The organism is Fodinicurvata sp. EGI_FJ10296 (assembly GCF_040712075.1).
Taxonomy (GTDB): domain Bacteria; phylum Pseudomonadota; class Alphaproteobacteria; order DSM-16000; family Inquilinaceae; genus JBFCVL01.
Window position 1 is genome coordinate 239,636 of the sequence record NZ_JBFCVL010000001.1, and the last position, 25,074, is coordinate 264,709.

Sequence of the window (25,074 nt, forward strand, 5' to 3'; positions counted from 1 at the left end):
TTACTCCGCAGCCTGCTTCGGCTGGTCGACCATGCCGCGCAGGACGTAGTGAAGAATGCCGCCGTGGCGGTAGTATTCCAGTTCGTCCAGCGTATCGATGCGCACCAGCAGCGGGATCTCGTCCTTGCTGCCGTCGGCCCGGTTTATGGTCATCGTGATCTCGGCGCGCGGTGCGAGGCCCTCGGCGATGCCGTCGAAATCGAACGTTTCGTCGCCCTTGAGCGCAAGGTCGCCACGGGTCGTGCCGTCCTTGAACTGCAGCGGCAGGACACCCATGCCGACGAGGTTCGACCGGTGGATGCGCTCGAAGCTCTCCGCCACCACGGCCTTGACGCCCAGCAGTCTGGTGCCCTTGGCCGCCCAGTCGCGGCTGGAGCCGGTGCCGTATTCCTTGCCGGCAATGATGGCCAGGGGCACGCCCGCGTCCTGATAGCGCATCGCGGCATCATAGATCGGCATTACGTCGCCCGACGGCATATAGCGGGTATAGCCGCCCTCGATGCCGGGGACCAGTTCGTTGCGGATCCGGATATTGGCGAAAGTGCCGCGCATCATGATTTCGTGATTGCCGCGACGCGCGCCATAGGAGTTGAACTCGCGCGGCGGCACCTGACGATCGGTCAGGTACGACCCGGCGGGGCTGTCTTTCTTGATCGCGCCGGCCGGCGAGATGTGGTCCGTGGTCACGCTATCGCCAAGCGACGCCAGCACCCGCGCGCCCGTGATGTCCGTGATTGGATCGGGCGTCCGGCTCATGTTCTCGAAGAACGGTGGCGACTTCACATAGGTCGACCCGACATCCCAGGTATAGGTGAGGCCGCTGCTGGTCTTGACCGACTGCCACTCCTTGGGCCCTTCGAACACGTTGTCGTAGCGCCGGCGGAACATGTCCGGCGTCAGCACGGTCTCGATCGTGTTGCGGATCTCCTCGTTGCTTGGCCAGATATCCTTCAGATAGACGGGCTTGCCGTCCCTGTCTTCGCCCAGCGGCTCGTTGGCGACATCGACCTTGGTCGATCCGGCCAGGGCGAAGGCCACGACCAGCGGCGGCGAGGCCAGATAGTTGGCCTTGGCATGCGGGTTGATCCGGCCTTCGAAATTCCGGTTACCCGACAGAACCGACGAGACGATCAGGTTGCCCTTTTCGATGGCATTGGCGATCGGCTCGGATAGCGGGCCGGAATTGCCGATACAGGTGGTGCAGCCATAGCCGACGAGATTGAAGCCGAGTGTGTCGAGATCGTCCTGAAGTCCGGCAGCTTCCAGATAATCCGTCACCACCTGGGATCCGGGCGCCAGCGACGTCTTTACCCACGGCTTGACCTTCATGCCCCGCGCCGCGGCGTTTCGGGCCACCAGACCGGCCGCCAGCATGACCGCCGGGTTCGAGGTGTTGGTGCAACTGGTGATCGCAGCGATGACGACGTCACCATGATCCAGTTCATAGTCCGCGCCTTCGACCGGTACCGGATTGGAAAGCCCGTTACCCGATCTGGCGGCTGGTGCCGTGGCACCGGCCTCATCGGCCATCCGGCCTTCGGCGCCGGTGGCGTCGATGCCCAGTTCCCTGGACAAATGGCGCACGAACTCAGCCGACGCCTCGGTCAGCAGCACGCGGTCCTGCGGGCGTTTGGGTCCGGCGAGCGACGGCACGACATCGCCCAGATCGAGTTCCAGCGAATCCGTGAATTCCGGCTCCGGCGCGTCGGCGTCGCGCCACATGCCCTGAGCCTTGGCATAGGCTTCGACCAGGCGCACCTCGTGTTCCGGGCGACCGGTGAACTGCAGGTAGCGCAGGGTTTCGTTGTCGATCGGGAAGAAGCCGCAGGTCGCGCCGTATTCCGGCGCCATGTTGCCGATCGTCGCCCGGTCGGCCAGCGTCATCTGGTCCAGCCCGTCGCCATAGAACTCGACGAATTTGCCGACGACGCCCTTGTTGCGCAGCATCTGCGTCACGGTCAGAACCAGATCGGTCGCGGTGGTTCCCTCTTTTGGCTTGCCGGTGATCCGGAAGCCGATCACCTCGGGCACGACCATGGAAATCGGCTGGCCGAGCATCGCGGCCTCGGCTTCGATGCCGCCGACGCCCCAACCCAGAACGGCCAGACCGTTGACCATGGTCGTGTGGCTGTCGGTGCCGACGAGGGTGTCGGGATAGGCAACGGTATTGCCGGTCTTGTCGTCCTTTTCGTACCAGACCGTCTTGGCCAGGTATTCCAGGTTCACCTGATGGCAGATGCCGGTGCCCGGCGGTACGACGCGGAAGTTGTCGAACGCCGTCTGACCCCAGCGCAGAAACGAATAACGTTCCTGATTGCGCTCGAACTCGCGCTCGACATTATGCTTGAAGCTGTCCGGTCCGCCGAATTCATCCACCATGACCGAATGGTCGATGACCAGATCGACCGCCGTCAGCGGGTTGATCCGTTCGGCCTCGCCGCCAAGGCTGATCATGGCTTCGCGCATCGCGGCCAGATCGACCACGGCCGGCACGCCGGTGAAATCCTGCATCAGAACCCGCGCCGGACGATAGGCGATTTCGGCTGTCGATGATTTCGTCTTGAGCCAATCGGCGACGTTCTTCACATCGTCAACCTTGACCGAGCGGCCGTCCTCGAATCGCAGCAGATTCTCCAGAAGAACCTTCAACGAGAATGGCAGCCGCGAGATGTCGCCGACATGCTCCTTGGCGGCCTCCAGGCTGAAATAGTCATAGTCCTTGCCGTCCACGCTCAGCGTACGACGTGTCTTGAGTGTATCTTGCCCTGTAAACGTCACTGTGGTGTCCTCCTGCCTTCGACCGCGGCCGTGGCCCGTCGACTGTCCCGCCATCCGGTTCCAGCGTTTATCGCATATGGCGGACTATGTAGGCGTTTTTTCCGATCGACGCAAACCGCTCTGGTAGGCAGCAGTATACAGGTGCATCGGGCTTCCCCTGTCAGAGCCCCGATCGGCATGGGGCTGCGAAGTCGAACCCGCATAGGGCAACGAATGGCGCCGGATCAGAAGTACGGCATTTATTTGCTTCCGGTTTGAACAGGGTCGGCTCAATGATGGGCGCAAGCGCGGCAACCCGAGACGTCGAATGGATGAGTTTCACACCGATGCGCCGGCGAAATCGCGGGCGCAAGTCAGCAGACCCGGGCGCGCGGCCATCACCGCCGGGCTCGCCGCCTTCGCGGCCGGAGGCGCCGCCGCAAGCGCTGCCATGCTCGAAGGTGCAGTTTTCTCGGGGCTCATGGCCGCAATTGTGTGGCTTGCCTCGGGGTTCACCGGTGCCGCCGGTTTCGGGCGCACCGGCGCATCGGCGCCATCGTACGTCAAGGGTCTTCGTCTGATTGTCGGCGGGTCGGCCGTCGCGTTCGCGATCGCGGCTTCTGCGGGCGGCCTCGTCGTTTTGCTGACCGGTATCCTCGCCGCCGTTCTGGGCTTGCTGCTCGTTCCGTCTGTTTCGGCGCTGTTCGGCGCCGGAACGCCTTCGTCGGAGTCGTCACGCCATGGTCGCGATGCAGGGTGGGATCAGGAAGGGAACAGGAGCCGGATTCCGGGCGGAATCGACGACCGCGGCTTCTGGCAGGTCAACAGCGCCCTGGGCGGGAGCGGCATGTGGGGATATGGGTTCAAGCGGGCCTACAATCCCGTCACGGGCGAAGCCGGCGAGTGGCTCGGCCCGGGATTGATCCGCAAGTCCGACGGCACCGTCATTCGCGTCGACGCCGAGGGTCGGCCGCACACAGGCTGAGGGGGCTGCGCTTGAATCGCGGACCATGAAGTATCAGCGCCGACGGGACATTCCGGGGCGCGCGTCGGACACGCCAGTTCTCATCCTCCCCATCCCGTTTCTTTCAAAAGTAGAATTAATTTTGCATTTACGCTCGTTATGGTAGATAACCGAAAGGTTGCAGGTTTCGGCAATTCAATCGGCCCAGGGCGACCGCCGTCGCAATGACGGCGTCCGCTCCAGCCAGCCTGCGGCCGCCGATAGCTGGCAGGATCCATCGTTGACGCTCGAACCCCTCACCTCAGCCGTCGGACCGCGCGATGGCGCGACATCCGGCAGGACCGCCGATCCTGGCGCGCCGCCGAAAGCGGAAGCCGACTCCGGATATCGTTCGCCGCAGCCGACGTCCCCGGCGGAAGGGCTGCACGCCGCAGCACCGCTCGAATTACCCTTCGCGTCGACCCGCGGACTGGTCTTCGCCGTCGCCTATATCGTCGTCTGGTACATGACGTGGAACCTGTCCGGCCTGTTGCCAGGCGGCACCGGCGTCAGTCTCTGGTATCCTACCGCCGGCCTTACCATGGCTCTGTTGCTGGCTTTCGGCGGACGGGTGATGCCGCTTGCCTTCATCGCCGGATTCGTGGGCATCGTGGCGGCCGACCGCACCACGCCATCGATCCAACTCCTGATATTCGCCGCGCTCGGCAGTGGAATCCCGGTTCTGTGCTATGCTTTGGCGGCTCGGTTTCTCACCGGCACACTTTCATTCGACCGCCGGGTTGCCAGCCTCCGGTCGGCGGTGCTCTTTCTGATCGTGATGCCTCTGGCGGCGATGGCGACGTCGTTCGCAACAGTCGCGCCGGTCTTCCTGTCTGGTGGATTGCCGGCCCGCGCCTTCATCGATATGTGGCTCGGATGGTGGCTCGGCGATCTCCTCGGATTGCTGACGGTGACACCGGCCTTGCTCGTCATCGTCGCGCCGATCGTCTCGGACTGGGCCGTTCGGCGGCCGGTGCGTCTGGCCGCGGCCACCCGGCAGCGCGATCCGGCAACCAGCAGCATGGCAGGTCGCATCTTCGTCGCCGCTGCACTGGGTATTGCCGGCGTCGCCCTGTTGGCGGCTGCGGGATTGCCCTATTCCCGGCCCGATCATACGGCAATCGACGGGCGCATAGGACTGGAATTCGGGTTCCTCTTGTTCCTGCCCCTGATCGGGGTCGGAATCCGCTTCGGCGTCCGCGGCACCACGGTCGCCATCCTGGCGATCACGCTGACCGTCGCACTGGCCGTCGCCTGGACGGGAACCAGCGTTTCTTCCGGCCCCTATCAGCTGCTGATCGGCTCCATGGCCGCTATGGGCCTGGCACTCGGTGCCGCCGTTTCCGCGCGCAACGACGCCATGGCCAGTGTCGAGGCGGCCCGTCAGGATCTGGAAAACCGGGTCGCGGAACGAACCCGGGCACTACGCGATGAAGTCGACCGCCGCAGCCGGGCCGAGGCGCAGGCCCGAGCCGCGCAAGCCGCCGCCGAAGCCGCGAGTTCGGCAAAATCGACCGCGCTGTCCCAGATGACGCATGAATTCCGGACGCCGCTGAACGCCATCATCGGCTTCAGCGACATGATGCGCGGCGAACTTCTGGGCCCACTCGGCTCGCCCAAATACGTGAGCTATGCGGAGCATATCAACAGCAGCGGGCAGCACCTGCTCGCCCTGCTGGACGACATCATCGATCTTTCGCGGGTGGAGGCCGGAATGATCACCGTCGCCGCAGACCGGATCGATCTTGCCGACCTCGCGCGCGAGGCATCCGCCTTGCTGGCCCCGGACAGCGAACCCAAGAAGATCCGACTGACGCTGAATGTTCCCGACGAAGCGCCAATCATCGGCGACGCCTGCCGGGTCCGTCAGATCCTGCTCAACCTGCTGTCGAATGCCGTCAAATACACGCAGGCCGGAGGGGCGGTCGAGATGGCGGTGACGACGCTGGACGATGGCCGGGTGCAGTTGTCGATCACCGATAACGGGCGGGGCATTGACCCCGATGATCTGGCCCATCTCGGCCAGCCATTCTTTCGCGGCCATCACGCCGAACGGCTGGAGGAAAGCGGTTCGGGCATCGGCCTGACCGTGGTGTTTCAATACGCCCGCGCTCACAACGCGACGGTCGCCTTCGACAGCAATCCCGGCGACGGCACCCGCGTGACCGTCGTGTTCCCGCGTCCGGCTCGCAGCAATGATCTTGCGCCGGCCGAAACGGCCCAGATGAAGGCGACCCCCACTATGGCAGCGGATCCCCCGAAACACGGGTTGACGGCGGCCGCTATGGCAGCGGGGCAATGAAATCCGCCATCAGGGGCATGACCGAATCGAATGCCTGAAAGTGTGGAATGTGGCGGCAACCCGGGATCATGCGGGTCGAGACCGGCCCGCCGACACCGGCGACGATCAGGTCGAGTTGCCGGGGCGTCCCGTACTCATCGTCCTCGCCCTGGATGACCAGGAGCGGGGCCGTGATGCCCGGCAGATCGTCCAGCATTGAAAAGCGCGCGAATTCCGGCGTCAGCCACACATCGGCCCAGCCGGAGAAAGTCGCTGCGGTCTTTTCGCCGTGATACCGCTCCAACCCCGGCCGGAGTCGGCCCTCGGGGTCGTCGAACGCCGCCTGTGCGGCGCGGATGCCCGCCAGGGTCCGCGACTCCACGACGACATGGGGCGCTTCTATGACCAGTCCCGCCACCAGATCGGGCCGCCGGGCGGCAAGGATCAGGGCGATGGTCGCGCCGTCGCTATGGCCGACCGGCACGCAGGTCTCCAGTCCCAATGCTTCGATCACCGCCGGCAGTGTCTCCAGCGCCTCGTCGTACAGGTAATCCGGTTGGCGCTGGCGGGTCAGCGCGGGCGACCGGCCGAAACCCAGCCGGTCGTAGACAAAGGCGCGACGCCCGGTGGCCGCGGCGATTGTTGCCGGGACATCCATCGCCCCCGATACCCATTGCCGCACGCTGCCCAGCCCTTCGTGAAGAAAGACCAGCGGCGCACGATCTCCGGCCGCCTCGGGCTCAACCCACTCGCCATACAGCCGCACGCCTGAAATATCCAGATCGACCGGCCGACGCCTAACGGCCGGTTCGGCTGACGTTAAACCCGCAGCATTCACGCCGTTGCCACTCCTCACCGTCTTTGATCTCGATAATCGGGTATCGCATATCGTCCCGCCTGCAAAAAGGACCATTCTTGCAGCCGTTCCAAATCAATCGCGGCGAGCATTCGTAGAAGTTCCAGCCCGCAGCAATGACATTCCTGCTTAAACTACTCGTAATGGTAGTGTATGACCGACGCCCGCCCCCTATGAGGGGGTTGACTTGGAAATCAACCATGATAGCGTAAAGCGGTTAGGTCGATGGATGTAAAGTTTTCACACAATGCGGGTGGAAAGCTGAAGCAAATTGCAGCCAACAATCCGGCGGCCTATGTGGAAATCCGCGCGAAGCTCGACGCAGTTCGAAACTTTGGATTGGCAACGGAACCACTGGTCGCAGTCATCGACAACACATATGAATTATATATACTGGAAGTACCATCCACCCCATTGTATATATTGTCAATTAACGACCCTGGATCTAATTTAATTGTTGTTGGCTTTATAAATCGAATACCGCCCTATAACAAGGGGATTTTGATACTGGCAGGTATCGCGGCCACAGAAATCAGTCTGAATCCTCGCAACATCGATCTGGTTCAGTGGATATAAGCCATGAAAGAGAAACCTGATAACTTCGTAGGTCTCGATGATGTCCATGAAACGATCATGGCAGAGTCACAGGAGGTCCGGGTTCTGTGGGATAGAACGGCAAAAAAGAGAAAATTTGCGCTTTTGTTGGCCGGCATCCGGAAAGAGGCCGGATTGAGCCAGCGAGACGTCGCCGACCGCGCGGGCTGGGGAAAGGCCTACGTCTCCAGGCTTGAAGGGGCGCAGGGCGGCATCCCCGAGATTGAAACGCTCGAACGCTTCTTTCGCGCTTGCGGCAGTGCGTTCGGTCTGGTCACCGGTTCGCCGGGAGCAAAAGGACATTTTCATGTCACCCATGCCATAACGATTTCTGGAACCGATGACATGCACCCGCAGGTATTCGAACGATTGGAAGAAATGGACCTCGACATCGACACCGAGAAAACGCCCGATCACATGTTGTCGTTTGAACGTTGACGAATGAAGTATGTTGACTTGATCGGACCCGGACTGGGCCTTGTCGGCGTGATCCTGCTTTCCTTTCCGGCAATCTATGCCGAAAAATACGGACGGCTCTTGGGCCGACTGAACAAACTCGACAAGCAACGCTTCTCCGATGCCGAGAGTGAGGCGCACGCCACGGCGCTCTCAGCCCTTGCGGACCATCGCGATCGTTGGACAAGGGGCAAAAGTCTGTGCCTATTTGCGGGTCTCGCTATGGCTGTCCTGTCGTATTTCATCGCGCTGATCGAGCGGCTCTGACACGACAGCCGGGGGCACAGCTCTCGTCTCCACCCCGCGGACTCCGGGGACTGAATCCCTGAATTCCGAACGGCCGCAAGTCGTTCTTGCAACTTCCGAAGAAGCTCCCTTACAGTCTACCGAAACGCGGGCACCAGAACAGGACCCGCAACTCCGGATCGCCGGGGGAATCGAACAAGAACGGCGGCGGCACCCCGCTGCGGCCGACGGGGGGAGGAAGCGGATGGCGCTGGGCGATCATGCCGCCAAGGATCCGGCCCGGCCGGCGGATCGGCAGGACGAGACGCCGATCCTGCGGGCCGATGCCATCAACCTGTCGTTCGGCGGCATTCATGCCCTGACCGATGTCAGTTTTCACGTCAGACAGGGCGAACTTTTCTCGATCATCGGCCCCAATGGCGCGGGCAAGACCTCGATGGTCAATTGCATTTCCGGACGCTACACGCCGACTTCGGGGACGATCGAGTTCCAGGGCAAGGACATCGGCCGGCTGCGGCCCAACGCCCGCGCCGATCTCGGCATCGGCCGCACCTTCCAGAACCTCGCGCTCTTCTCGCACATGTCCGTGCTCGACAATATCATGGTCGGGCGCCATCACCTGCTGAAGAACAATTTCCTGACCGGCTCGCTTTACTGGCTTACCGGCGCCAGAACCGAGGAACTCGCCCATCGCCGGGAGGTCGAGGACATCATCGACTTCCTGGAAATTCAGCATGTCCGCAAGGCAGTGGCCGGCACGCTTTCCTATGGACTGCGCAAGCGCGTTGAACTGGCCCGCGCGCTGGCCCTGAAGCCGAGTCTGATCCTTCTCGACGAGCCCATGGCCGGCATGAACCTCGAAGAAAAAGAGGACATGGCCCGGTTCATCATCGACATCAACGAGGAATGGGGTCTGTCGGTCATCATGATCGAGCACGACATGGGCGTGGTCATGGACATCTCGCACCGGGTCATGGTGCTGGATTTCGGCCGCAAACTGATCGAAGGCGAACCCGACGCGGTGATGGCCGACCCGCAGGTGCGCAATGCCTATCTGGGCGACGAGGAGGCGGCGCAATGACCGGCCCGTCCCTGCCCGATACCAAAACCCTGAACACGCTGCCCAAGCTGCTGGCCTACAACGCCCGGCACTGGCCGGACGAAACCGCGATGCGGGAAAAAGCGTTCGGCATCTGGAACGTGCTGAGTTGGCGTCAGGTCAATACCCGCGTCGCCGAAATGGCCCTGGCCATGCGCGCCCGGGGGATCGGGCAAGAGGACGTCGTCGGCCTGATCGGCGACAACCGTCCGGAATGGGTGATGGGCGAAATCGCCGCCCATGCCGTCGGCGCCATGAGTCTCGGCCTCTATCGGGATTCTCTGGACGACGAAATCGACTTTCTCGTCAATCAGGCTCAATGCCGCCTGATGATCGTCGAGGACGAAGAGCAGGTCGACAAACTGCTCAATATCGGCGATCGGCTGGATTGCGTCGAGACGATCGTCTACTGCGATCCGCGCGGCCTGCGCAAATATGACGATCCCCGCCTCATCGACCTGAAGGATTTTCTTGCCGCCGGGCGGCAGGTGCTGGACGGAGCGACCGATGCCTGGGACCGCATGGTCGCAGCCACCGATGGTGAAGCCGTCGCCATCCTGTGCACGACCTCCGGCACGACCTCGAAACCGAAAATGGCCATGCTGCGGTCGCGGGCGCTGATCGCGCATTGCGCGTCCTACCTGTCCGTCGACCCGAAGCTGCCCGAGGACGAATACGTATCCGTTCTGCCGCTGCCCTGGATCATGGAGCAGATCTACGCCCTGGGCATGGCCATGATCAGCCGGATGACCGTCAATTTCGTCGAGGAACCCGAGACGACGATGGCGGATATGCGCGAGATCGGGCCGACCTTCATCCTTCTGGCGCCGCGGGTGTGGGAAGGTATCGTCGCTGATGTTCGGTCCCGAATGATGGACTCCTCAGCGTTCAAGAACCGGATGTTCGATCTGGGAATGAAGCACGGGCTTCGGGCGCTCGACGCCGGTCGAACGTCGCCACTGGCGGACCTTCTGCTGTTCCGGGCGCTCAAGGACCGTCTGGGCTTCACCCGTCTTCGATCCGCGGCCACTGGCGGTGCCGCGCTCGGGCCGGAAACCTTCCGCTTCTTTCTGGCGATGGGCGTTCCGCTGCGCCAGCTGTACGGGCAGACCGAGCTGCTCGGCGCCTATACGATCCACCGGGGCGGCGATATCGACTTCGATACGGTCGGCCTGCCATTTGACGACAGCGTGTCGGTACGCATCGACAACCCCGATCCCAACGGCGTCGGCGAGATCGTGACAAAGCACCCGAACATGTTCGCCGGTTACTACAAGAACGAGGAAGCCACCCGCGAAGACATCAACGACGCCGGCGAAATGCATACCGGCGATGCCGGATACTTCAACGCCAAAGGCCATCTCGTCGTCATCGACCGGATCAAGGACCTCGCGGTCACGGTCAACGGCGACCGTTTCAGCCCCCAGTTCATCGAGAACAAGCTCAAATTCTCGCCATTCGTGGCCGAGGCCGTCATCCTTGGCCATGAACGCCCCTATCTGGCCGCCATGATATGCATCCGGTTTCCAATCGTCTCCAAATGGGCGGAGAAGAACAGGATTTCGTTTACCACCTACACCGATCTTTCGGCACGGGACGAGGTTTATTCCTTGCTGGAGGCCGAGGTCCGCAAAGTAAACGAGACGCTCCCGGCCGCGCAGCGAATCCGCAAATTCCTGTTGCTTTACAAGGAACTCGACGCGGATGACGGCGAGTTGACACGCACGCGCAAGGTCCGGCGCGGCGTCATCCACGAAAAATACGGCGACATCGTCGACGCCATGTACGCCGACGAGGCTGCAATCCCCGTCGATACGACGATCGCCTTTCAGGACGGCACGAAGCAACGCATCCGCACGACGCTCCGGGTCGTCGATCTGGATGCCGGCGGAGCGGCCCACGCGGCGCGGTCGGCGGCCGAATAACAGGGGGACGGGCGACCATGGATTTCTTCTTCCTGCTGCAGCTGCTGATCGTCGGCACCATCGTCGGCACCCTCTACGGTGTCGTCGCCATGTCGTTCGTGCTGATCTACAAGGCCTCGCATGTCGTCAATTTCGCCCAGGGAGAATTTCTGCTAATTGGCGCCTGGGTTTGCTGGTGGTTCCTGACCGAGTTTCAGTTGCCGTTCGTTTTCGGCTTTCTGTTCACGCTCGTATTCATGATGATCTTCGGCATGCTGCTTCAGGTGCTGGTGCTCAGGCCGATGATCGGCGAGCCGGTGATCTCGGTCATCATGGTCACGATCGGCCTGTCACTGTTCTTCCAGGCCCTGATGAAATGGATTTTCGGGACCACCGCCGAGCCGTTTCCGCCGATCTTCGAGTCCCGATACGTCGAACTGTTCGGCATCATCAATATTCAATCCGTCTATATCATGTCGATCGTCGTCAGCGGCCTGATCATGCTGTCATTTGCCTGGTTCTTCAAATATTCCCGCACCGGCCTCGCCATGCGGGCGACGGCCTTCGACCAGCAGGCGGCGCAGTCGATGGGCGTGTCCGTCAAACAGGTTTTCGCCATGGCCTGGGCGATTTCCGCGATGGTTTCCGCCGTGGCCGGCGTCGTCATGGGAGTGGTGAACGGCGTCAGCCATGCCCTGGCCTTCATCGGCATCAAGGTGTTTCCGGCCGTCATTCTCGGCGGTCTCGACAGCGTGGTGGGGGCGGTGATCGGCGGCCTGATCATCGGCCTGCTCGAAGCCGTGTCGCAGTTCATCGATGTCGAACTGGGATTGGGCATGAACCTTTATCAAGTTGCGCCGTTCTATGCCCTGATCATCATCCTGATGTTCAAGCCGTACGGCCTGTTCGGAACACGCGACATCGAGCGCATCTGATCTGAACGAAAGAAATGGGGGCACAGAGAAGCCCCATGATCGAACGTCTGAAACGGCGGTTCCGCGCGGAGCCGATCGAAAGACGAAGCAGGGGGCGGACGGGATGGCAGGTGTGCAGATGAGGCCGGCAGGCGATTTTCGGACCGGCTATGGCCGGGACACGACGATCTTCGACGACCGGGCCAGTTTCCTGACCGTCGTTATCCTGATCGCGATCGCCGCCTGCGCGCCGCTGCTGCTGAGTGGGTATGGCCTGAACCTGATGATCCAGATCGGCTATCTGGGCATCGCGGCGCTGGGATTGAACATCCTTGTCGGCTTTACCGGGCAAATCTCGATCGGCCACAGCGTGTTCTTCGGCTTCGGCGCCTTTGCCAGCGTCTTCATCCACCAGCGCACCGGCATCCCGGTCTTCTTCTGCATCCCGCTGGCCGGATGCTTCACCGCCGCCATCGGCCTGATCTTCGGCATCCCCGCCGCCCGCATCAAGGGGCTGTATCTTGCCATTGCCACTCTGGCGGCGCAGTTCATCCTGCAGGATTTCTTTGCCCGGGCCAGCTGGTTTACCGGCGGCGTGGCCGGCACTCTCGCCGATCCGGTCAGCATCTTCGGCTATCAGCTGATCGCCGACCAAACGTACTTCTATCTCGTCCTGGCTTATGTCGTCGTGATGTACGTTCTGGCGGCGAACCTGATGCGCACACGCGACGGCCGGGCGTTGATCGCCGTACGCGATCATTATCTGTCGGCCGAAATCATGGGCGTGAACCTGACGAAGTACCGGATCCTGTCCTTCGGCATCAGTTCATTTTACGCCGGCATCGGCGGCGCGCTGTACGCCCACTATCTGGGGTTCGTCTCGGTGGAAGCGTTCACCATTCTGTTTTCCATCCAGTTCCTGGGCATGATCATCATCGGCGGTCTCGGCTCGATCATGGGCACGCTCATGGGAACCGCGTTCATGGTGCTGCTTCCGGAAACCATGGATGCCATCGGGCGCGCCCTGACCGACACACCGATCGACACCGCGCTCAGCCTGCGGTCGAACATCGCCTTCCTGCAGGAAATGGCGATCGGCCTGGCCATCGTTCTTTTCCTGATCTTCGAGCCGGACGGGCTTGCCCATCGCTGGCGCCAGATCAAGGCGTACTGGAAGCTGTACCCGTTCTCGTATTAAGAGCACCATAGTCACAACCAGGGGCAAATCCCGACCGGCCGCGACCCGAGAACAACGGCCGGACACGAACTCGGAGGAAGACCACCATGAAACGACAGAAACTTCTCGGACTTGCGGCCGCTGGCGCCCTGTTGACCGCCGGAACGGCTCACAGCCAGGATATCGAGGTCGGCCACCTCGCCGACCTGACCGGCGCGACATCGGCCATCGGCGTCGAATACGCCCTGGGCGTGCGTCACGCCCTGGAATGGTTGAACGAACAGGGCGGCGTCGACGGCCGGCAGATCAACTTCGAAACGGTCGACTATTCCTATCAGGCCCCACGGGCGGTCTCGACCTATCGCCGCTGGGCGGGGCGCGGCGTCGTCTCGATCCTGGGATGGGGCACGGCCGATACCGAGGCGCTTGTCGACAGCGTGACACAGGACGAAATCCCCTATATCTCGGCCTCCTATGCCGGCACCCTGACCGACCCGACCGGGGACGCACCACGCTCGACCAAGGGCGCCCCCTACAACTTCTTCTATGGCCCCAGCTATTCCGACGCCTGCCGCGGTCTCGTCTCGTGGGCGGCCGACGATTGGGCGGAACAGGGCGAGGATCGCGCGCCGCGCTTCGTTCATATGGGCGCGAACCACCCGTTCCCGAACAGCCCCAAGGCCGCTTGCGCCGAATATGCTGAAGAACTCGGATTCGAGGTTTTGTCCGAGATCACGTATTCGCTGGCGCCGGAAGACTTCAGTTCGCAATGCCTGACGCTGAACCGCAACGAAGCCGACTACGCCTATATCGCCAACACGGTTGATTCCACGACGTCGCTTCTGAACGCCTGCGCGGGCGCCGAGGTCGATGTGCAGTTCCTGTCGGGTGTGTGGGGACTTGACGAGAACGTCATGCGATCCGCCGGACAGAACGCGGACGGTGTCGTTCTGGCGGTGCGAACCGGCGCGACCTGGACCGACACCGACGTGCCCGGCATCCAGCTGATCAACGAGATCTCCGATATGCAGGACGAGACCGGGGAAATGTACCGTCCGCTGTCCTATCTCGCCGGCGTGTGCGCCTCGATGTATATGGCCGAGGCAATGGAGATCGCTGCAGAGTCCGGCGATATCACAGGACCCGCCATCCGCGATGCCTTCTACGAGCGCAGCGACTGGGTACCGGAAGGCTTCGAAGGCGTCTGCCTGCCGTCCAACTGGTCGCCCGAAGACCATCGCGGCATGATGACGGTGCCGATCTACCGGGCCAGCGTCACCGAAGATGTTCAGGGCCGCGAGGTTCGCGAACTGATCGACGCCGGCGCGATGGAACTGCAGCACCTGACCACCGTCGAGTTGCCGCGCCGCGAGGAATGGCTCGGCTATTGAGCCGCAGCCGGTCGGACGACCGGTAACGGTTACCCGCTGATCGGGACCGGCGGCGCAATGCCGTCGGTCCCCGCCCGGAAGCGAGAGACGCATGACCGACATCGCCACCGCTACGGCGGCCCCGGATCCGCATGACGCCGGCAGCGGAGATCTGCTGGTCGTCAACAATGTCGAAGTCGTTTATGACGACGTCATTCTGGTGTTGCGCGGCCTGTCACTCAATGTCCCGAGGGGTGGGATCGTCGCCCTGCTGGGCGCGAACGGCGCGGGCAAATCGACGACACTGAAGGCCATTTCGGGCTTGTTGAAGACCGAAGACGGCGAGGTCACACGCGGCTCCATCGTCTATGACGGCCACGACATCACCGGCAATGATGCGGGCGCGATCGTGCGCCAGGGCATTTTTCAGGTCATGGAGGGCCGGCGCATTTTCGGCGACATGACGCCGGCGGAGAATCTGTGGCTGGGCGCCCATACCCGCCGGGACAAGGACATTCGCGCCGACATCGACATGGTCTATTCCTATTTCCCCAGGCTGCGCGAGCGCACCGGCCTTGCGGGCTATCTTTCCGGCGGCGAACAGCAGATGCTGGCGATCGGGCGGGCCCTGATGGCGCGGCCCCGGCTGATCCTGATGGACGAACCGTCGATGGGGCTGTCCCCCATGCTGGTGAAGGAAGTCTTCGAGATCATTCGGCAGTTGAATCAGGACCTCGGAATCACGATCCTGCTGGTCGAACAGAATGCCCGGATGGCCCTGCAATGCGCCGACTATGCCTATATCATGGAGAACGGCAAGGTCGTTCTGGACGGCGACGCCAAGGCGCTGATGGACAACGAGGACGTCAAGGAGTTCTATCTCGGCGGCGGCGGTGAGCAACGCAAGAGCTTCAAGAACATCAAGAGCTACAAGCGCCGCAAGCGGTGGCTTTGACGCCGAATCCGACGCCCGACCTTTCCCGCGACCTGAACATGAGGCACGACGCATGATGGCACCATTGGCCCTGCCGGAACCGGTGGCCGAGGCGCTGGGGCGCATGCTCGATCCGGCCCGGACCGGACAGGGGGCCGGGCAGGGGGCCATGATCGAGCGGTACCGCAACCGCCGCGAACCCGGCGCCGCCGGTCTGGTCTCCGACGCGGAACGCCGTGCCTATCTCCGCCACCGGTTTCCGGCAACATTTGCCGCCGTATCGGCCGCTCTGGCGACGATGCCGCCCGCTCTTGCGGCCGGGATCGCCGACGCCGTCGATCTGGGCGCCGGAACGGGGGCGTCAGCCGCCGCTGCGGCCGTGCGACTTCCGGGGCTGACGGCCATGACGATCATCGATTCCGATCGTGCCGCTCTGGCGCTCGCCGAACCGCTGGTCGCTGCGGCGAACCCGGATCTCGCGGTCACCACCCGCACGGCCGATGCTGCGGCCGGTCTGGCGCGGGTCCATTCGGGCGGCGCCGACCTCGTCATGGCGTCGTACCTTCTCAACGAACTTCCGGGCGACCGCGCCGACACGGTCACCGACGCGATGTGGCACAGCGCCCGCCGGGCGGTTCTGATCGTCGAGCCGGGCAGCCGCGTCGGATTCGCAGCGCTGATCCGCGCCCGGCAGCGGTTGATCGATCTCGGCGCCCGGCTACTCGCGCCCTGCCCGCATGTCCGGGCGTGCCCGATGGGAGAGCCGGGACAAGGCGACGACTGGTGCCACTTTCCGCTGGGCTACGACGATCCGTTCGAGGACCAACAGGGCCGATCGACCGAGAAGATCAGCTTCGTGCTGGCCATCCTGCCCTCGGATGAAACCGACGCCGACGGCATCGCATCCCCCGCCGACAACCGTATCGTCAAGGCGCCGATGCGGCGCACGGGCCATGTCGTGCTCGACCTCTGCACCCGAAGCGGTACGCTGGAGCGACGCACCGTCACCAGACGCCAGGGCAAGGACTACAAGGCCGCCCGCGCCGCCGACTGGGGCGATGCCTGGCCGGATACCCAAGCTGGCGACCTATCCGGGGGCCCATCCGATACCGAGGGAGATCCGTCATGACCACACCCACCCGACCCGGTGAGCAGGGCTCAGATATCCCCGGGCCCTTCGACGCAAGGGAAACGCGCGATCCGGCCGAGCGTGAGGCCGCGCAGTTCGCTGCCCTGGCTTCGCTGTTGGACCGGGCAAAGCAGAGCGTTCCCGCCTATGTCGATACCCTGGCCGACATCGACCCGGCCGCCGTCACTGACCGCGAAGGTTTGGCAGCACTGCCGCTGGTGCGGAAATCGGACCTGCCGGAGCGCCAGAGCCGGCATCCCCCCTTTGGCGGCATGACGGGCACAGCGACCTCGGCACTGGCGCGGATCTTCGCATCACCAGGGCCGATCTACGACCCCGAGGCGCACCGGACGGACTACTGGCGCACTGCCCGCGCTTTGCATGCCACGGGCATCCGGCCGGGCGACATCGTCCAGAACTGCTTTTCCTATCATTTCACGCCGGCCGGCTCGATGTTCGAAACCGGCGCCCATGCGCTCGGCTGCGCCGTCATCCCCGCCGGCGTGGGCAATACCGAGCTTCAGGCCCGGGCGCTCAACGACCTGGGGCCGCGCGCCTATGTCGGCACGCCCGACTTTCTCAAGACGATCCTGGAAAAGGTCGACGAGCTTGGCCTGGACGCGTCGTCGTTGACCCGCGCCCATGTCTCCGGCGGGCCGCTGTTCCCGGCGTTGCGCAGCTTTTACCAGGGCCGCGGCGTCACCTGCCTGCAAAGTTACGGCACCGCCGATATCGGCTTGATCGCCTATGAAACGCTGGGCCCGGACGGCATCAATCCGGGCCTTGTCGTCGACGAAGATGTGATCGTCGAGATCGTCCGGCCCGGCACCGGCGACCCGGTTCCGGCGGGCGAAGTTGGCGAGCTGGTGGTCACCACCCTCAATCCCGATTATCCGCTGATCCGGTTCGCCACCGGCGACATGTCGGCGGTACTGGACGCGCCCAGCCCTTGCGGCCGGACCAATATGCGCATCAAGGGCTGGATGGGCCGGGCCGACCAGACGACCAAGGTCAAGGGCCTGTTCGTTCATCCGTCGCAGGTGGCCCAGGTGCAGCGCCGGCACCCCGAACTTGCCCGCGTCCGGCTGGTCGTCAGCGGCGGTTCGGGCCCCGACGTCATGACGCTGAAGGCCGCGCTGAAAGACGCCGGGGCGCAGGACACTGCGCTGGCCGGAAATATCGCCGCGACGCTCCAGTCGGTCACCAATCTGCGCGGCACGGTCGAGATCGTCCCACTGGACGCCCTGCCCAATGACGGCAAGATGATCGACGACGCCCGATCCTATGGCGCCCGATCCGATGACGCTGGCAGCTGACGCGGAACCTACGTCGCCAGCATGTCGAGCACGAACGCGGCGCGCTGCCCGACCGGCACTTTCGGCAGTATGATCGTGTCGTAGCCCAGCGATGGATAGACATCCAGAAGCCGCTCGTATTCCGCCACGGCGCTGTCCAGATCGTGCTGACGGTCGGCATCTTTGCGGTAAATCTCCGGCCATGGCGGCGTCAGGAACACGCGCCTGTTGTATCGGTGGGAATGCGCCAGCGCATCCAGGGCCGGTTCGCCGGTCGCGTGCTGCAGCGCGGCCGCCGCGTCGATCAGCCCGCGATCGAAGAACACCCAGCCCTCCCCTTTTATCGACTGCGCACGGTCGTCAATTGCCATAGCCATGGCGCGGCGGGCGAAAGCCGCCAGATCGACCCATGGCAGGGCCGTCCCGCCGCTCTTGCGCTCGGCATCGATGACGCGGCGCCCCGGCTCGTCCACGACGGCGTATCCGCGGCGCGCCAGTTCCATCAGTAGCGTGGATTTGCCGCCGCCCGAACAGCCGGAGACAACGACGAAATTGTCCATTCCGTGCTCCCTTCGACGATCAGGAACAGCCGTCACACAGGCAGCGGCGAAACGCCGATGAGCGGCCCGTGCAGCAGCAGCAATACCAGATAGACAGCCACGGCCACCGCCAGACGGACCGGCGCCGCATCGATGCCCGCGATGCTGAACCGTCCACCGATCACGTTCGCGAACGGGATCAGGGATGTCCGCCGCGCCATGTCCCGCCAGTGTGGGGGCTCCATCGCGCGTGCCCGCCGCCGGTCGATCATCAGCATCCCGGCAATCGCCATCGCCATGAAGAACCCGAACAACAGCACATGGGCGAGATTGCCGTTCGGGACCAGATGCGCCCCGGCCCATAACAGGATCGCCCACAGCAACGGATGGCGCGTCAGGCCGGCGATGCCCGGACGGTCCGGATCAAAGCGGTCGGTCTTGCGCCCGGCGAACGAAAACGGGTTGGGGGCCGCGATGCCAAGGGCGGCGAGCAGGATCGCCGCCGGCGTTACGAGATTGGGTACCCAGATCTGCCACGGCGCGAAATCCCACAACGCCACGTACGGCGCGCGGCCGGCCGCGACGATCAGCCAGCCCAGCAGCACCAGCGAGATCAGGGAATAGATCAGCAGATAGACACGCTCGCCCACCAGCCGCGTTATCGCCAGACGCACTCCCGGCCGCGACGGCAGATAATGGCTGACGAGAAACAGAATGAACACGCCCGCAAATTCGCCCCAATCCGCCACGACGACGCCCCTTGCCGGTTTCGTTGCTCGATCGCGCCGGTATGCTGCGGCAAGGCGGCCCTGGAAACAAGCCGCGACGATACCGGAAATGACGCTTCCAGGCCCGTCCGGATTGCCAAGGGCCTTCGACATGGCCACAGTGCCGATGCCTTGCCAACGACGCCCCTGTGCCGGATGCACCGATATCGACTGGAAATGGACGAACTCGCCTGCATGCGCGGCGACCGCTTGCTGTTCGCCGGTCTGTCGGCGCGCGTCGTGGCCGGGGGCTGCCTGCGTCTGACGGGCCCCAACGGTTGCGGCAAGTCGACCCTGATGCGGGTGGTGGCGGGACTGGCCAGGCCGTTCATGGGACGAGTGGCTTTTTGCCACGATGGCCAGCCTGACAATGATGGCCACAACGGCGACGAGGATCGACGCGACCATGTCGCTTATCTCGGTCATCGCGACGGGGTGAAGGCGGCGCTGACGGCGCACGAGCATCTGCGCCTTCATGCCGCGCTGCATGGCGTGAGATGGATTGATAGCGCATCCATCATCGACCGGATGGGACTAACCCCGGCAGCGGACCTGCCGGGCCGTCTCCTGTCATCGGGACAACGGCGGCGACTGGCGCTCGCGCGGCTGTTGGTGGCGCCGGCGCCGCTCTGGGTGCTGGACGAGCCGGTGGTCGGGCTGGATCAGGACGGAACGGTCGTGCTGGAAGCAATGTTGGCTGAGCATCGGGCGCGGGGCGGTCTGGCCGTGCTGTCGACGCATACGCCCATCGACACCGGCGAGACACTTGACGTCGCGCTGGCGGATTATGCCCCTGAAAACCCGATAGCAGGAGCCGGCGCATGACAATGGCGCGCGCGCTGGCCAGCCTGATCGGCGCGGAACTGCGGCTTGCGTTCCGGGCCGGGGCCGATGCCGTCATGGCGGTGGCCTTTTTCGTGGTGACGGTGTCGCTGTTTCCGCTGGGTATCGGGCCGGAACCCAATCTACTGCTGCGGATCGCGCCGGGCATCATCTGGGTCGTGGTGCTGCTGGCGACGCTCTTGCCGCTCGACCGGCTGTTCGCGGAAGACCGGAACGACGGAATGCTCGATCAACTGCTGCTGGCGCCGTTGCCGCTGGAGGCCGCCATCCTGGCCAAGCTTGCGGCCCAATGGGCGATGACGGTGGTGCCGATCCTGATCGCCGCGCCGGTGCTGGCCATCATGCTGGGCATGCACGCCGATCACCTGCCGGTTCTGGTCCTGACCCTCGTCATCGGCACGCCCGCGCTGACCCTCTGGGGCGCCATCGGCGCGGCGCTGGCCGTCGGCGCGCGGCGGGCCGGCATCCTGATCAGCCTGCTGGCACTGCCGCTGCAAGTGCCGGTACTGATCTTTGCCGTCGCCGCCGTCGATGCGGCGATGATGGATCTGACGCCGCGGCCGCATCTGTTGCTGTTGACGGCGATGACCGTCTTCGCCCTGACCGTCACACCCTTCGCCGCCGCCGCCGCGCTGCGTCAGGCGGCGGAGAATGATTGATTGACACTCACCGCTCAACCCAGGGCCCGGTAGCTTCTCGAAAACGCGACAGAATCGGCACTGGAATATGCAGGATTGACGCCGGTGCTGTCAGCGCGATAGCTTAAAGATGGATTGTATTTACTTTTTTTTGAGGCTCCGATGACGCAAGAGGACCGCAGAGCCGCAGCGATCGCCGACATCATCGCCCGAACCGGGATCGATGAGGCGATGATCGACCATCTCGTGCGGGCATTTTACGGCAGGATCCGGGACGACGCACTGCTCGGACCGGTTTTCGCCGCCCGGATCGTGGACTGGGAGCCGCACCTGCAACGTATGTCCGCGTTCTGGTCCTCGGTCGCCCTGATGAGCGGGCGTTACCACGGCCAGCCGATGGAAAAGCACCTGCCGCTGCCGGTCGACGCCCGTCACTTCGACCGGTGGCTCGCGGTCTTCGTCGAGACCGCCAGGGACGTCTGCCCGCCCGTTGCCGCCGACCATTTCATCGAGCGGGCCCAACGCATTGCCCAGAGCCTGGAGCTGGGGATCGCGGCGCAGAACGGCCTGCTTCTGGCGAAAGGCCAGCGTCTGCAGCGCCCGGATGCCGATGTCTTTCTGCCGGATACCTCTTTCGCCGAGGCCGAACACCTCGCATAACCCGGCATAACCGGGCATAACCGGCCCGGCCCGATTTCGAGCGAGGAACCATGATTGCCGTAATTTTTGAGGTATGGCCGGAAACCGGCCGGACGGATGACTATCTCGACGAAGCCAGGGCCCTGAAAGCCGAGCTTGAGAAAATCGACGGTTTCATATCCGTCGAACGGTTCGAGAGTATCCACGAGCCGGGCAAATACCTCTCCCTGTCATTCTTCCGCGATGAAGAGGCCGTGGCCCGATGGCGCAATCACGCCACCCACATGAAGGCTCAGGAAAAAGGGCGCGGCGGCATTTTCTCGAATTATCGGCTGCGCGTTGCGCATGTATCGCGTGACTACGGAAAGCACGAACGCCGCCAGCAGGCTCCGGAAGAATTTCAAAGCCGACGATAGCGCGCAAGACTGCCGGCTGCGGCGATGATGGACTTGACACCCCAGCCCCATTTGTTGCTGTTGACGGCGACCGAGAACGATTGACCCTGCGTCCAAGGACGGCCGGACCCGGCCGGGAAATGCCGATGCATCGCTTCGCCAACCCGACACGCTTCATCAAGCTGGCGGACCGTCTGATCCCCTGGACGGCGGCGGCCATGGTGATCCTGTTCGCCGTCGGCCTTTATTACGCACTTGTCGCCTCGCCGGCGGATTATCAGCAGGGCGATACGGTGCGGATCATGTATATCCACGTACCGTCGGCCTGGATGGCGATGGCCGCCTATGCCTCGATGGCCGTGGCGGCGGTCGTGGGCATCATCTGGCGTCATGCCGTAGCCGACCTCTATATGAAGGCGGTCGCGCCGCTGGGGGCCGCGTTCACGGTCGTCTGTCTGGCCACCGGCAGCCTGTGGGGCCAGCCGATGTGGGGCACGTGGTGGGTCTGGGACGCGCGGCTGACCAGCGTGCTGATCCTGCTGTTCCTTTACCTCGGCTACATGGCGCTGGTTTCCGCGTTCGACGACCAGCAACGCGGGCTGCGGGCCGGCGGCATCCTGGTTCTGGTCGGCTCGATCAATCTGCCGATCATCAAATTCTCCGTCGACTGGTGGAACACCTTGCACCAGCCGGCCAGCGTCAGCCGCCTGGACGCCCCGGCGATCGACCCGTCGATGCTGACGCCCCTGCTGCTGATGACCGGCGCGTTCATGGCCTATTTCACAACCTTCGCCCTGATCCGGACCCGCATGGAAATCCAGCGCCGCAAGGCCGAAGCCATGCGCATCTCCCAGGCCATGGGCACGTGACGGAACCCACCGGGCCGACCGGCGGCACTCACTGAATGGATAACCCACGCATGTTCGACGACTCCCCTTCCGGCACGACCAATCCGGCCCTGGTGGACTGGAACGGCCCACTCGGCCTGCCGCGCTTCGAGGCGATCACCGATTCCGATTTCGCGCCGGCCCTCGACGCGGCCCTTGCCGCCCACCGGGCCGAGGTCGAAGCCATCGCCGCGGCACCCGAACCGCCGACGATCGAAAACACCCTTGCGGCGCTGGAACTGTCGGGCGAGGCGCTGGACCGCGTGTCGGCGATTTTCCGAACCAAGGCCGGAGCGGACACGAACGCGGAAATCCAGGCCGTGGAACGCGACATCGCGCCGAAAATGGCGCGGCATTTCTCCGCGCTTCATATGAATGCCGCCCTCTTCGCCCGCATCGATACACTGTACGAGGCGCGCGAGAGGCTGGACCTCGACGCCGAGACGACGCGCGTGCTGGAAAAGACGTGGAAGCGCTTCGTCAAGGCGGGCGCGAAGCTCGACGACACGGCCAAGGCGCGGCTCGGCACCATCAACGAGGAACTGGCCTCGCTCGGCGCGCAGTTCGGCCAGAACGTGCTGGCCGACGAGGCTGAATGGGCGTTGGTCCTGGACGAGAGCGACCTGGACGGCCTGCCCGACTTTCTGCGCGATGCCATGGCCGAGGCGGCCGCGTCACGCGGGCACGACGGCCGCTATGCCGTGACGCTGTCGCGCTCGATCTACGAGCCGTTCACGACCTATTCGACCCGCCGCGACCTGCGCGAGCAGGCATGGCGCGGCTTCACGGCGCGGGGCGAGGCGAAGAACGCCGACCTCATTGCCAAAACGCTGCAACGGCGCGCCGAAAAGGCAAGGTTGCTGGGCTATGAGACCTATGCGGCGCTGAAGCTCGACGACACCATGGCGAAAACTCCGGAGGCCGTGCTGGGCCTGCTGGAGCCGGTCTGGGCGAAGGCCCGCCAGCGCGTGGCCGAGGATCAGGCCGAGATGGAGCGGATCGCCCGCGACGCCGGCGCCAACGGACCGTTCGCGGCGTGGGACTGGCGCCATTACGCCGAAAAGCTGCGCACAGAACGCTTCGCCTTCGACGAAGCAGCCGTGAAGCCGTATCTGCAACTCGACCGGATCATCCAGGCCGCCTTCGACGTGGCAACCCGGCTTTTCGGCATCACGTTCGAGGAAAAGACAGGCGTCGCCGTCTGGCATCCGGATGTGCGGGTGTTCGAGGTGAAGAACCCTGATGGCACACACCGGGCGACCTTTCTGGCCGATTACTTCAACCGGTCGTCCAAACGCTCCGGCGCGTGGATGAGCGGGCTTCAATCCGGCCATCGCCTGGGCGACGGGGCAACGCCGATCATCTATAATGTCACCAACTTCGCCAAGCCGCCCAGGGGCGAACCGGCGTTGCTGTCGGTGGACGAGGCGCGGACGCTGTTTCACGAATTCGGCCACGCGCTGCACGGCATGCTGTCGGATGTGACATGGCCGTCGATTTCCGGCACCTCGGTGTCGCGCGACTTCGTCGAGCTACCCTCGCAGCTTTATGAACACTGGCTGATGACGCCGGAGGTTCTGCAAACCCACGCCGTGCACTACCGCACCGGCGAGCCGATGCCGTCCGACCTGCTCGACCGGATGCTGGCCGCGCGCAATTTCGGCCAGGGCTTCGCCACGGTGGAGTTCACCGCCTCGGCGCTGGTCGACATGGCCTATCACGCCGAACCGGACGCCCCGGCCGACCCCGCGGCGTTCGAGGCGGAGACGCTGCAACGTCTCGCCATGCCCGAGACGATCGCCATGCGCCACCGATCGCCGCATTTCCTGCACGTCTTCGCCGGTGACGGTTATTCGGCGGGATATTATTCGTATATGTGGTCGGAAGTGCTCGACGCCGACGCCTTCGGCGCCTTCAGGGAAACCGGCGACATCTTCGATCCCGACACCGCAGCCCGCCTCAGGGAGCATATCTACGCGGCCGGCGGCTCGAAGGACCCGGAAGACCTCTACCGCGCCTTCCGCGGCCGCATGCCCGAACCAACCGCGATGATGGAAAATCGGGGGCTGGTTTAGGCCGCGCCCGGCCTCTATGCGCAAGAATGGCCGCGAGCGGGGGCTAAGCAGAGTCACGAAGACTCCGTGACCCCGTGCCCCCGTAACCTCGTGGGCCAACTGGTCCGCGACCGCACCAGCCGCAAACACGGCACCACCCGCATCGCCGCTGGAACCCCCGTCCCTCTTGAATCCTGCCATTTTTATGAAGCTATAGCTTTGTTTTCCCGGCGCCCCTTCTCTAAAATGCGGATCTACGCAATTATGACTGCGTCATTATCATCGATTAGGCTTTTT

The 25,074-nt window shown here is 63.8% G+C and carries 23 protein-coding genes; 19 read left to right on the top strand and 4 right to left on the bottom strand.

The window, feature by feature from the left end:
• Positions 1-2,778 (bottom strand): aconitate hydratase AcnA, encoded by a 2,778-nt coding sequence (gene acnA, locus ABZ728_RS01065; protein WP_366653717.1) that lies wholly within the window; start codon positions 2,776-2,778, stop codon positions 1-3.
• A 307-nt stretch (positions 2,779-3,085) separates the two neighbouring features.
• On the opposite strand from acnA, the gene ABZ728_RS01070 reads away from it, so the two are divergent.
• Together ABZ728_RS01070 and ABZ728_RS01075 are read left to right on the top strand one after the other, a co-directional pair.
• Positions 3,086-3,742: a hypothetical protein gene (locus tag ABZ728_RS01070; RefSeq protein ID WP_366653718.1), complete on the top strand. Its 657-nt coding sequence runs from the start codon at positions 3,086-3,088 to the stop codon at positions 3,740-3,742.
• A 259-nt stretch (positions 3,743-4,001) separates the two neighbouring features.
• Positions 4,002-6,062 carry an ATP-binding protein gene (locus ABZ728_RS01075; RefSeq protein ID WP_366653720.1) on the top strand — a complete coding sequence of 687 codons (2,061 nt, stop codon included), beginning with the start codon at positions 4,002-4,004 and terminating at the stop codon, positions 6,060-6,062.
• Here ABZ728_RS01075 and ABZ728_RS01080 read toward each other — a convergent pair.
• Positions 6,043-6,879, bottom strand: coding sequence for an alpha/beta hydrolase (locus tag ABZ728_RS01080; protein ID WP_366653721.1), 837 nt, complete (start codon positions 6,877-6,879; stop codon positions 6,043-6,045). The genes ABZ728_RS01075 and ABZ728_RS01080 overlap by 20 nt on opposite strands.
• A 243-nt stretch (positions 6,880-7,122) precedes the next feature.
• On the opposite strand from ABZ728_RS01080, the gene ABZ728_RS01085 reads away from it, so the two are divergent.
• From ABZ728_RS01085 to ABZ728_RS01135, 11 genes are all read left to right on the top strand, one after another.
• Entirely contained in the window at positions 7,123-7,473 is a 351-nt protein-coding gene (locus ABZ728_RS01085) for a hypothetical protein (protein ID WP_366653722.1), read from the top strand.
• 3 nt (positions 7,474-7,476) lie between these two features.
• Positions 7,477-7,929, top strand: a complete 453-nt coding sequence (locus ABZ728_RS01090; RefSeq protein ID WP_366653724.1) for a helix-turn-helix transcriptional regulator — start codon at positions 7,477-7,479, stop codon at positions 7,927-7,929.
• A gap of 3 nt (positions 7,930-7,932) precedes the next feature.
• The gene (locus tag ABZ728_RS01095; RefSeq protein WP_366653725.1) at positions 7,933-8,214 is read left to right on the top strand and encodes a hypothetical protein; all 282 of its coding nucleotides are present in this window, start codon (positions 7,933-7,935) and stop codon (positions 8,212-8,214) included.
• 223 nt (positions 8,215-8,437) lie between these two features.
• Positions 8,438-9,274: an ABC transporter ATP-binding protein gene (locus tag ABZ728_RS01100; protein WP_366653726.1), complete on the top strand. Its 837-nt coding sequence runs from the start codon at positions 8,438-8,440 to the stop codon at positions 9,272-9,274.
• Positions 9,271-11,217: a long-chain fatty acid--CoA ligase gene (locus tag ABZ728_RS01105; RefSeq protein WP_366653728.1), complete on the top strand. Its 1,947-nt coding sequence runs from the start codon at positions 9,271-9,273 to the stop codon at positions 11,215-11,217. The genes ABZ728_RS01100 and ABZ728_RS01105 overlap by 4 nt, the downstream gene beginning before the upstream one ends.
• A gap of 17 nt (positions 11,218-11,234) precedes the next feature.
• Positions 11,235-12,131 (top strand): branched-chain amino acid ABC transporter permease, encoded by an 897-nt coding sequence (locus ABZ728_RS01110; RefSeq protein ID WP_366653729.1) that lies wholly within the window; start codon positions 11,235-11,237, stop codon positions 12,129-12,131.
• A 103-nt stretch (positions 12,132-12,234) separates the two neighbouring features.
• The gene (locus ABZ728_RS01115) at positions 12,235-13,308 is read left to right on the top strand and encodes a branched-chain amino acid ABC transporter permease (protein ID WP_366653731.1); all 1,074 of its coding nucleotides are present in this window, start codon (positions 12,235-12,237) and stop codon (positions 13,306-13,308) included.
• Between the two features lie 86 nt (positions 13,309-13,394).
• Positions 13,395-14,678, top strand: coding sequence for an ABC transporter substrate-binding protein (locus ABZ728_RS01120; RefSeq protein ID WP_366653732.1), 1,284 nt, complete (start codon positions 13,395-13,397; stop codon positions 14,676-14,678).
• A 91-nt stretch (positions 14,679-14,769) separates the two neighbouring features.
• A complete protein-coding gene (locus ABZ728_RS01125; protein ID WP_366653733.1) occupies positions 14,770-15,612 on the top strand; it encodes an ABC transporter ATP-binding protein in 843 nt (280 codons plus the stop codon).
• A 52-nt stretch (positions 15,613-15,664) separates the two neighbouring features.
• Positions 15,665-16,720: a small ribosomal subunit Rsm22 family protein gene (locus ABZ728_RS01130; protein WP_366653734.1), complete on the top strand. Its 1,056-nt coding sequence runs from the start codon at positions 15,665-15,667 to the stop codon at positions 16,718-16,720.
• On the top strand, positions 16,717-18,036 hold the full coding sequence (locus ABZ728_RS01135) for an AMP-binding protein (RefSeq protein WP_366653735.1): 1,320 nt from the start codon (positions 16,717-16,719) through the stop codon (positions 18,034-18,036). Before ABZ728_RS01130 ends, ABZ728_RS01135 begins: the two co-directional genes overlap by 4 nt.
• A gap of 8 nt (positions 18,037-18,044) precedes the next feature.
• On the opposite strand, the gene ABZ728_RS01140 is transcribed toward ABZ728_RS01135, so the two are convergent.
• Both ABZ728_RS01140 and ABZ728_RS01145 read right to left on the bottom strand, forming a co-directional pair.
• Positions 18,045-18,575, bottom strand: a complete 531-nt coding sequence (locus ABZ728_RS01140; protein ID WP_366653736.1) for an AAA family ATPase — start codon at positions 18,573-18,575, stop codon at positions 18,045-18,047.
• A gap of 32 nt (positions 18,576-18,607) precedes the next feature.
• Positions 18,608-19,435: an NnrU family protein gene (locus tag ABZ728_RS01145; protein WP_366653737.1), complete on the bottom strand. Its 828-nt coding sequence runs from the start codon at positions 19,433-19,435 to the stop codon at positions 18,608-18,610.
• A gap of 63 nt (positions 19,436-19,498) precedes the next feature.
• On the opposite strand from ABZ728_RS01145, the gene ccmA reads away from it, so the two are divergent.
• The 6 genes from ccmA to ABZ728_RS01175 all read left to right on the top strand — a co-directional run bounded on the left by ccmA (position 19,499) and on the right by ABZ728_RS01175 (position 24,798).
• Positions 19,499-20,146, top strand: coding sequence for a heme ABC exporter ATP-binding protein CcmA (gene ccmA, locus ABZ728_RS01150; protein WP_366653739.1), 648 nt, complete (start codon positions 19,499-19,501; stop codon positions 20,144-20,146).
• Positions 20,143-20,823: a heme exporter protein CcmB gene (ccmB, locus tag ABZ728_RS01155; RefSeq protein ID WP_366653741.1), complete on the top strand. Its 681-nt coding sequence runs from the start codon at positions 20,143-20,145 to the stop codon at positions 20,821-20,823. Before ccmA ends, ccmB begins: the two co-directional genes overlap by 4 nt.
• Before the next feature lie 141 nt (positions 20,824-20,964).
• Positions 20,965-21,462, top strand: coding sequence for a group III truncated hemoglobin (locus tag ABZ728_RS01160; protein ID WP_366653742.1), 498 nt, complete (start codon positions 20,965-20,967; stop codon positions 21,460-21,462).
• 50 nt (positions 21,463-21,512) lie between these two features.
• Positions 21,513-21,857, top strand: a complete 345-nt coding sequence (locus tag ABZ728_RS01165) for an antibiotic biosynthesis monooxygenase (RefSeq protein WP_366653744.1) — start codon at positions 21,513-21,515, stop codon at positions 21,855-21,857.
• Positions 21,858-21,982: 125 nt separating this feature from the next.
• On the top strand, positions 21,983-22,705 hold the full coding sequence (locus ABZ728_RS01170; protein WP_366653745.1) for a heme ABC transporter permease: 723 nt from the start codon (positions 21,983-21,985) through the stop codon (positions 22,703-22,705).
• A gap of 35 nt (positions 22,706-22,740) precedes the next feature.
• Positions 22,741-24,798: a M3 family metallopeptidase gene (locus ABZ728_RS01175; RefSeq protein WP_366653746.1), complete on the top strand. Its 2,058-nt coding sequence runs from the start codon at positions 22,741-22,743 to the stop codon at positions 24,796-24,798.
• Positions 24,799-25,074: the final 276 nt, after the last annotated feature.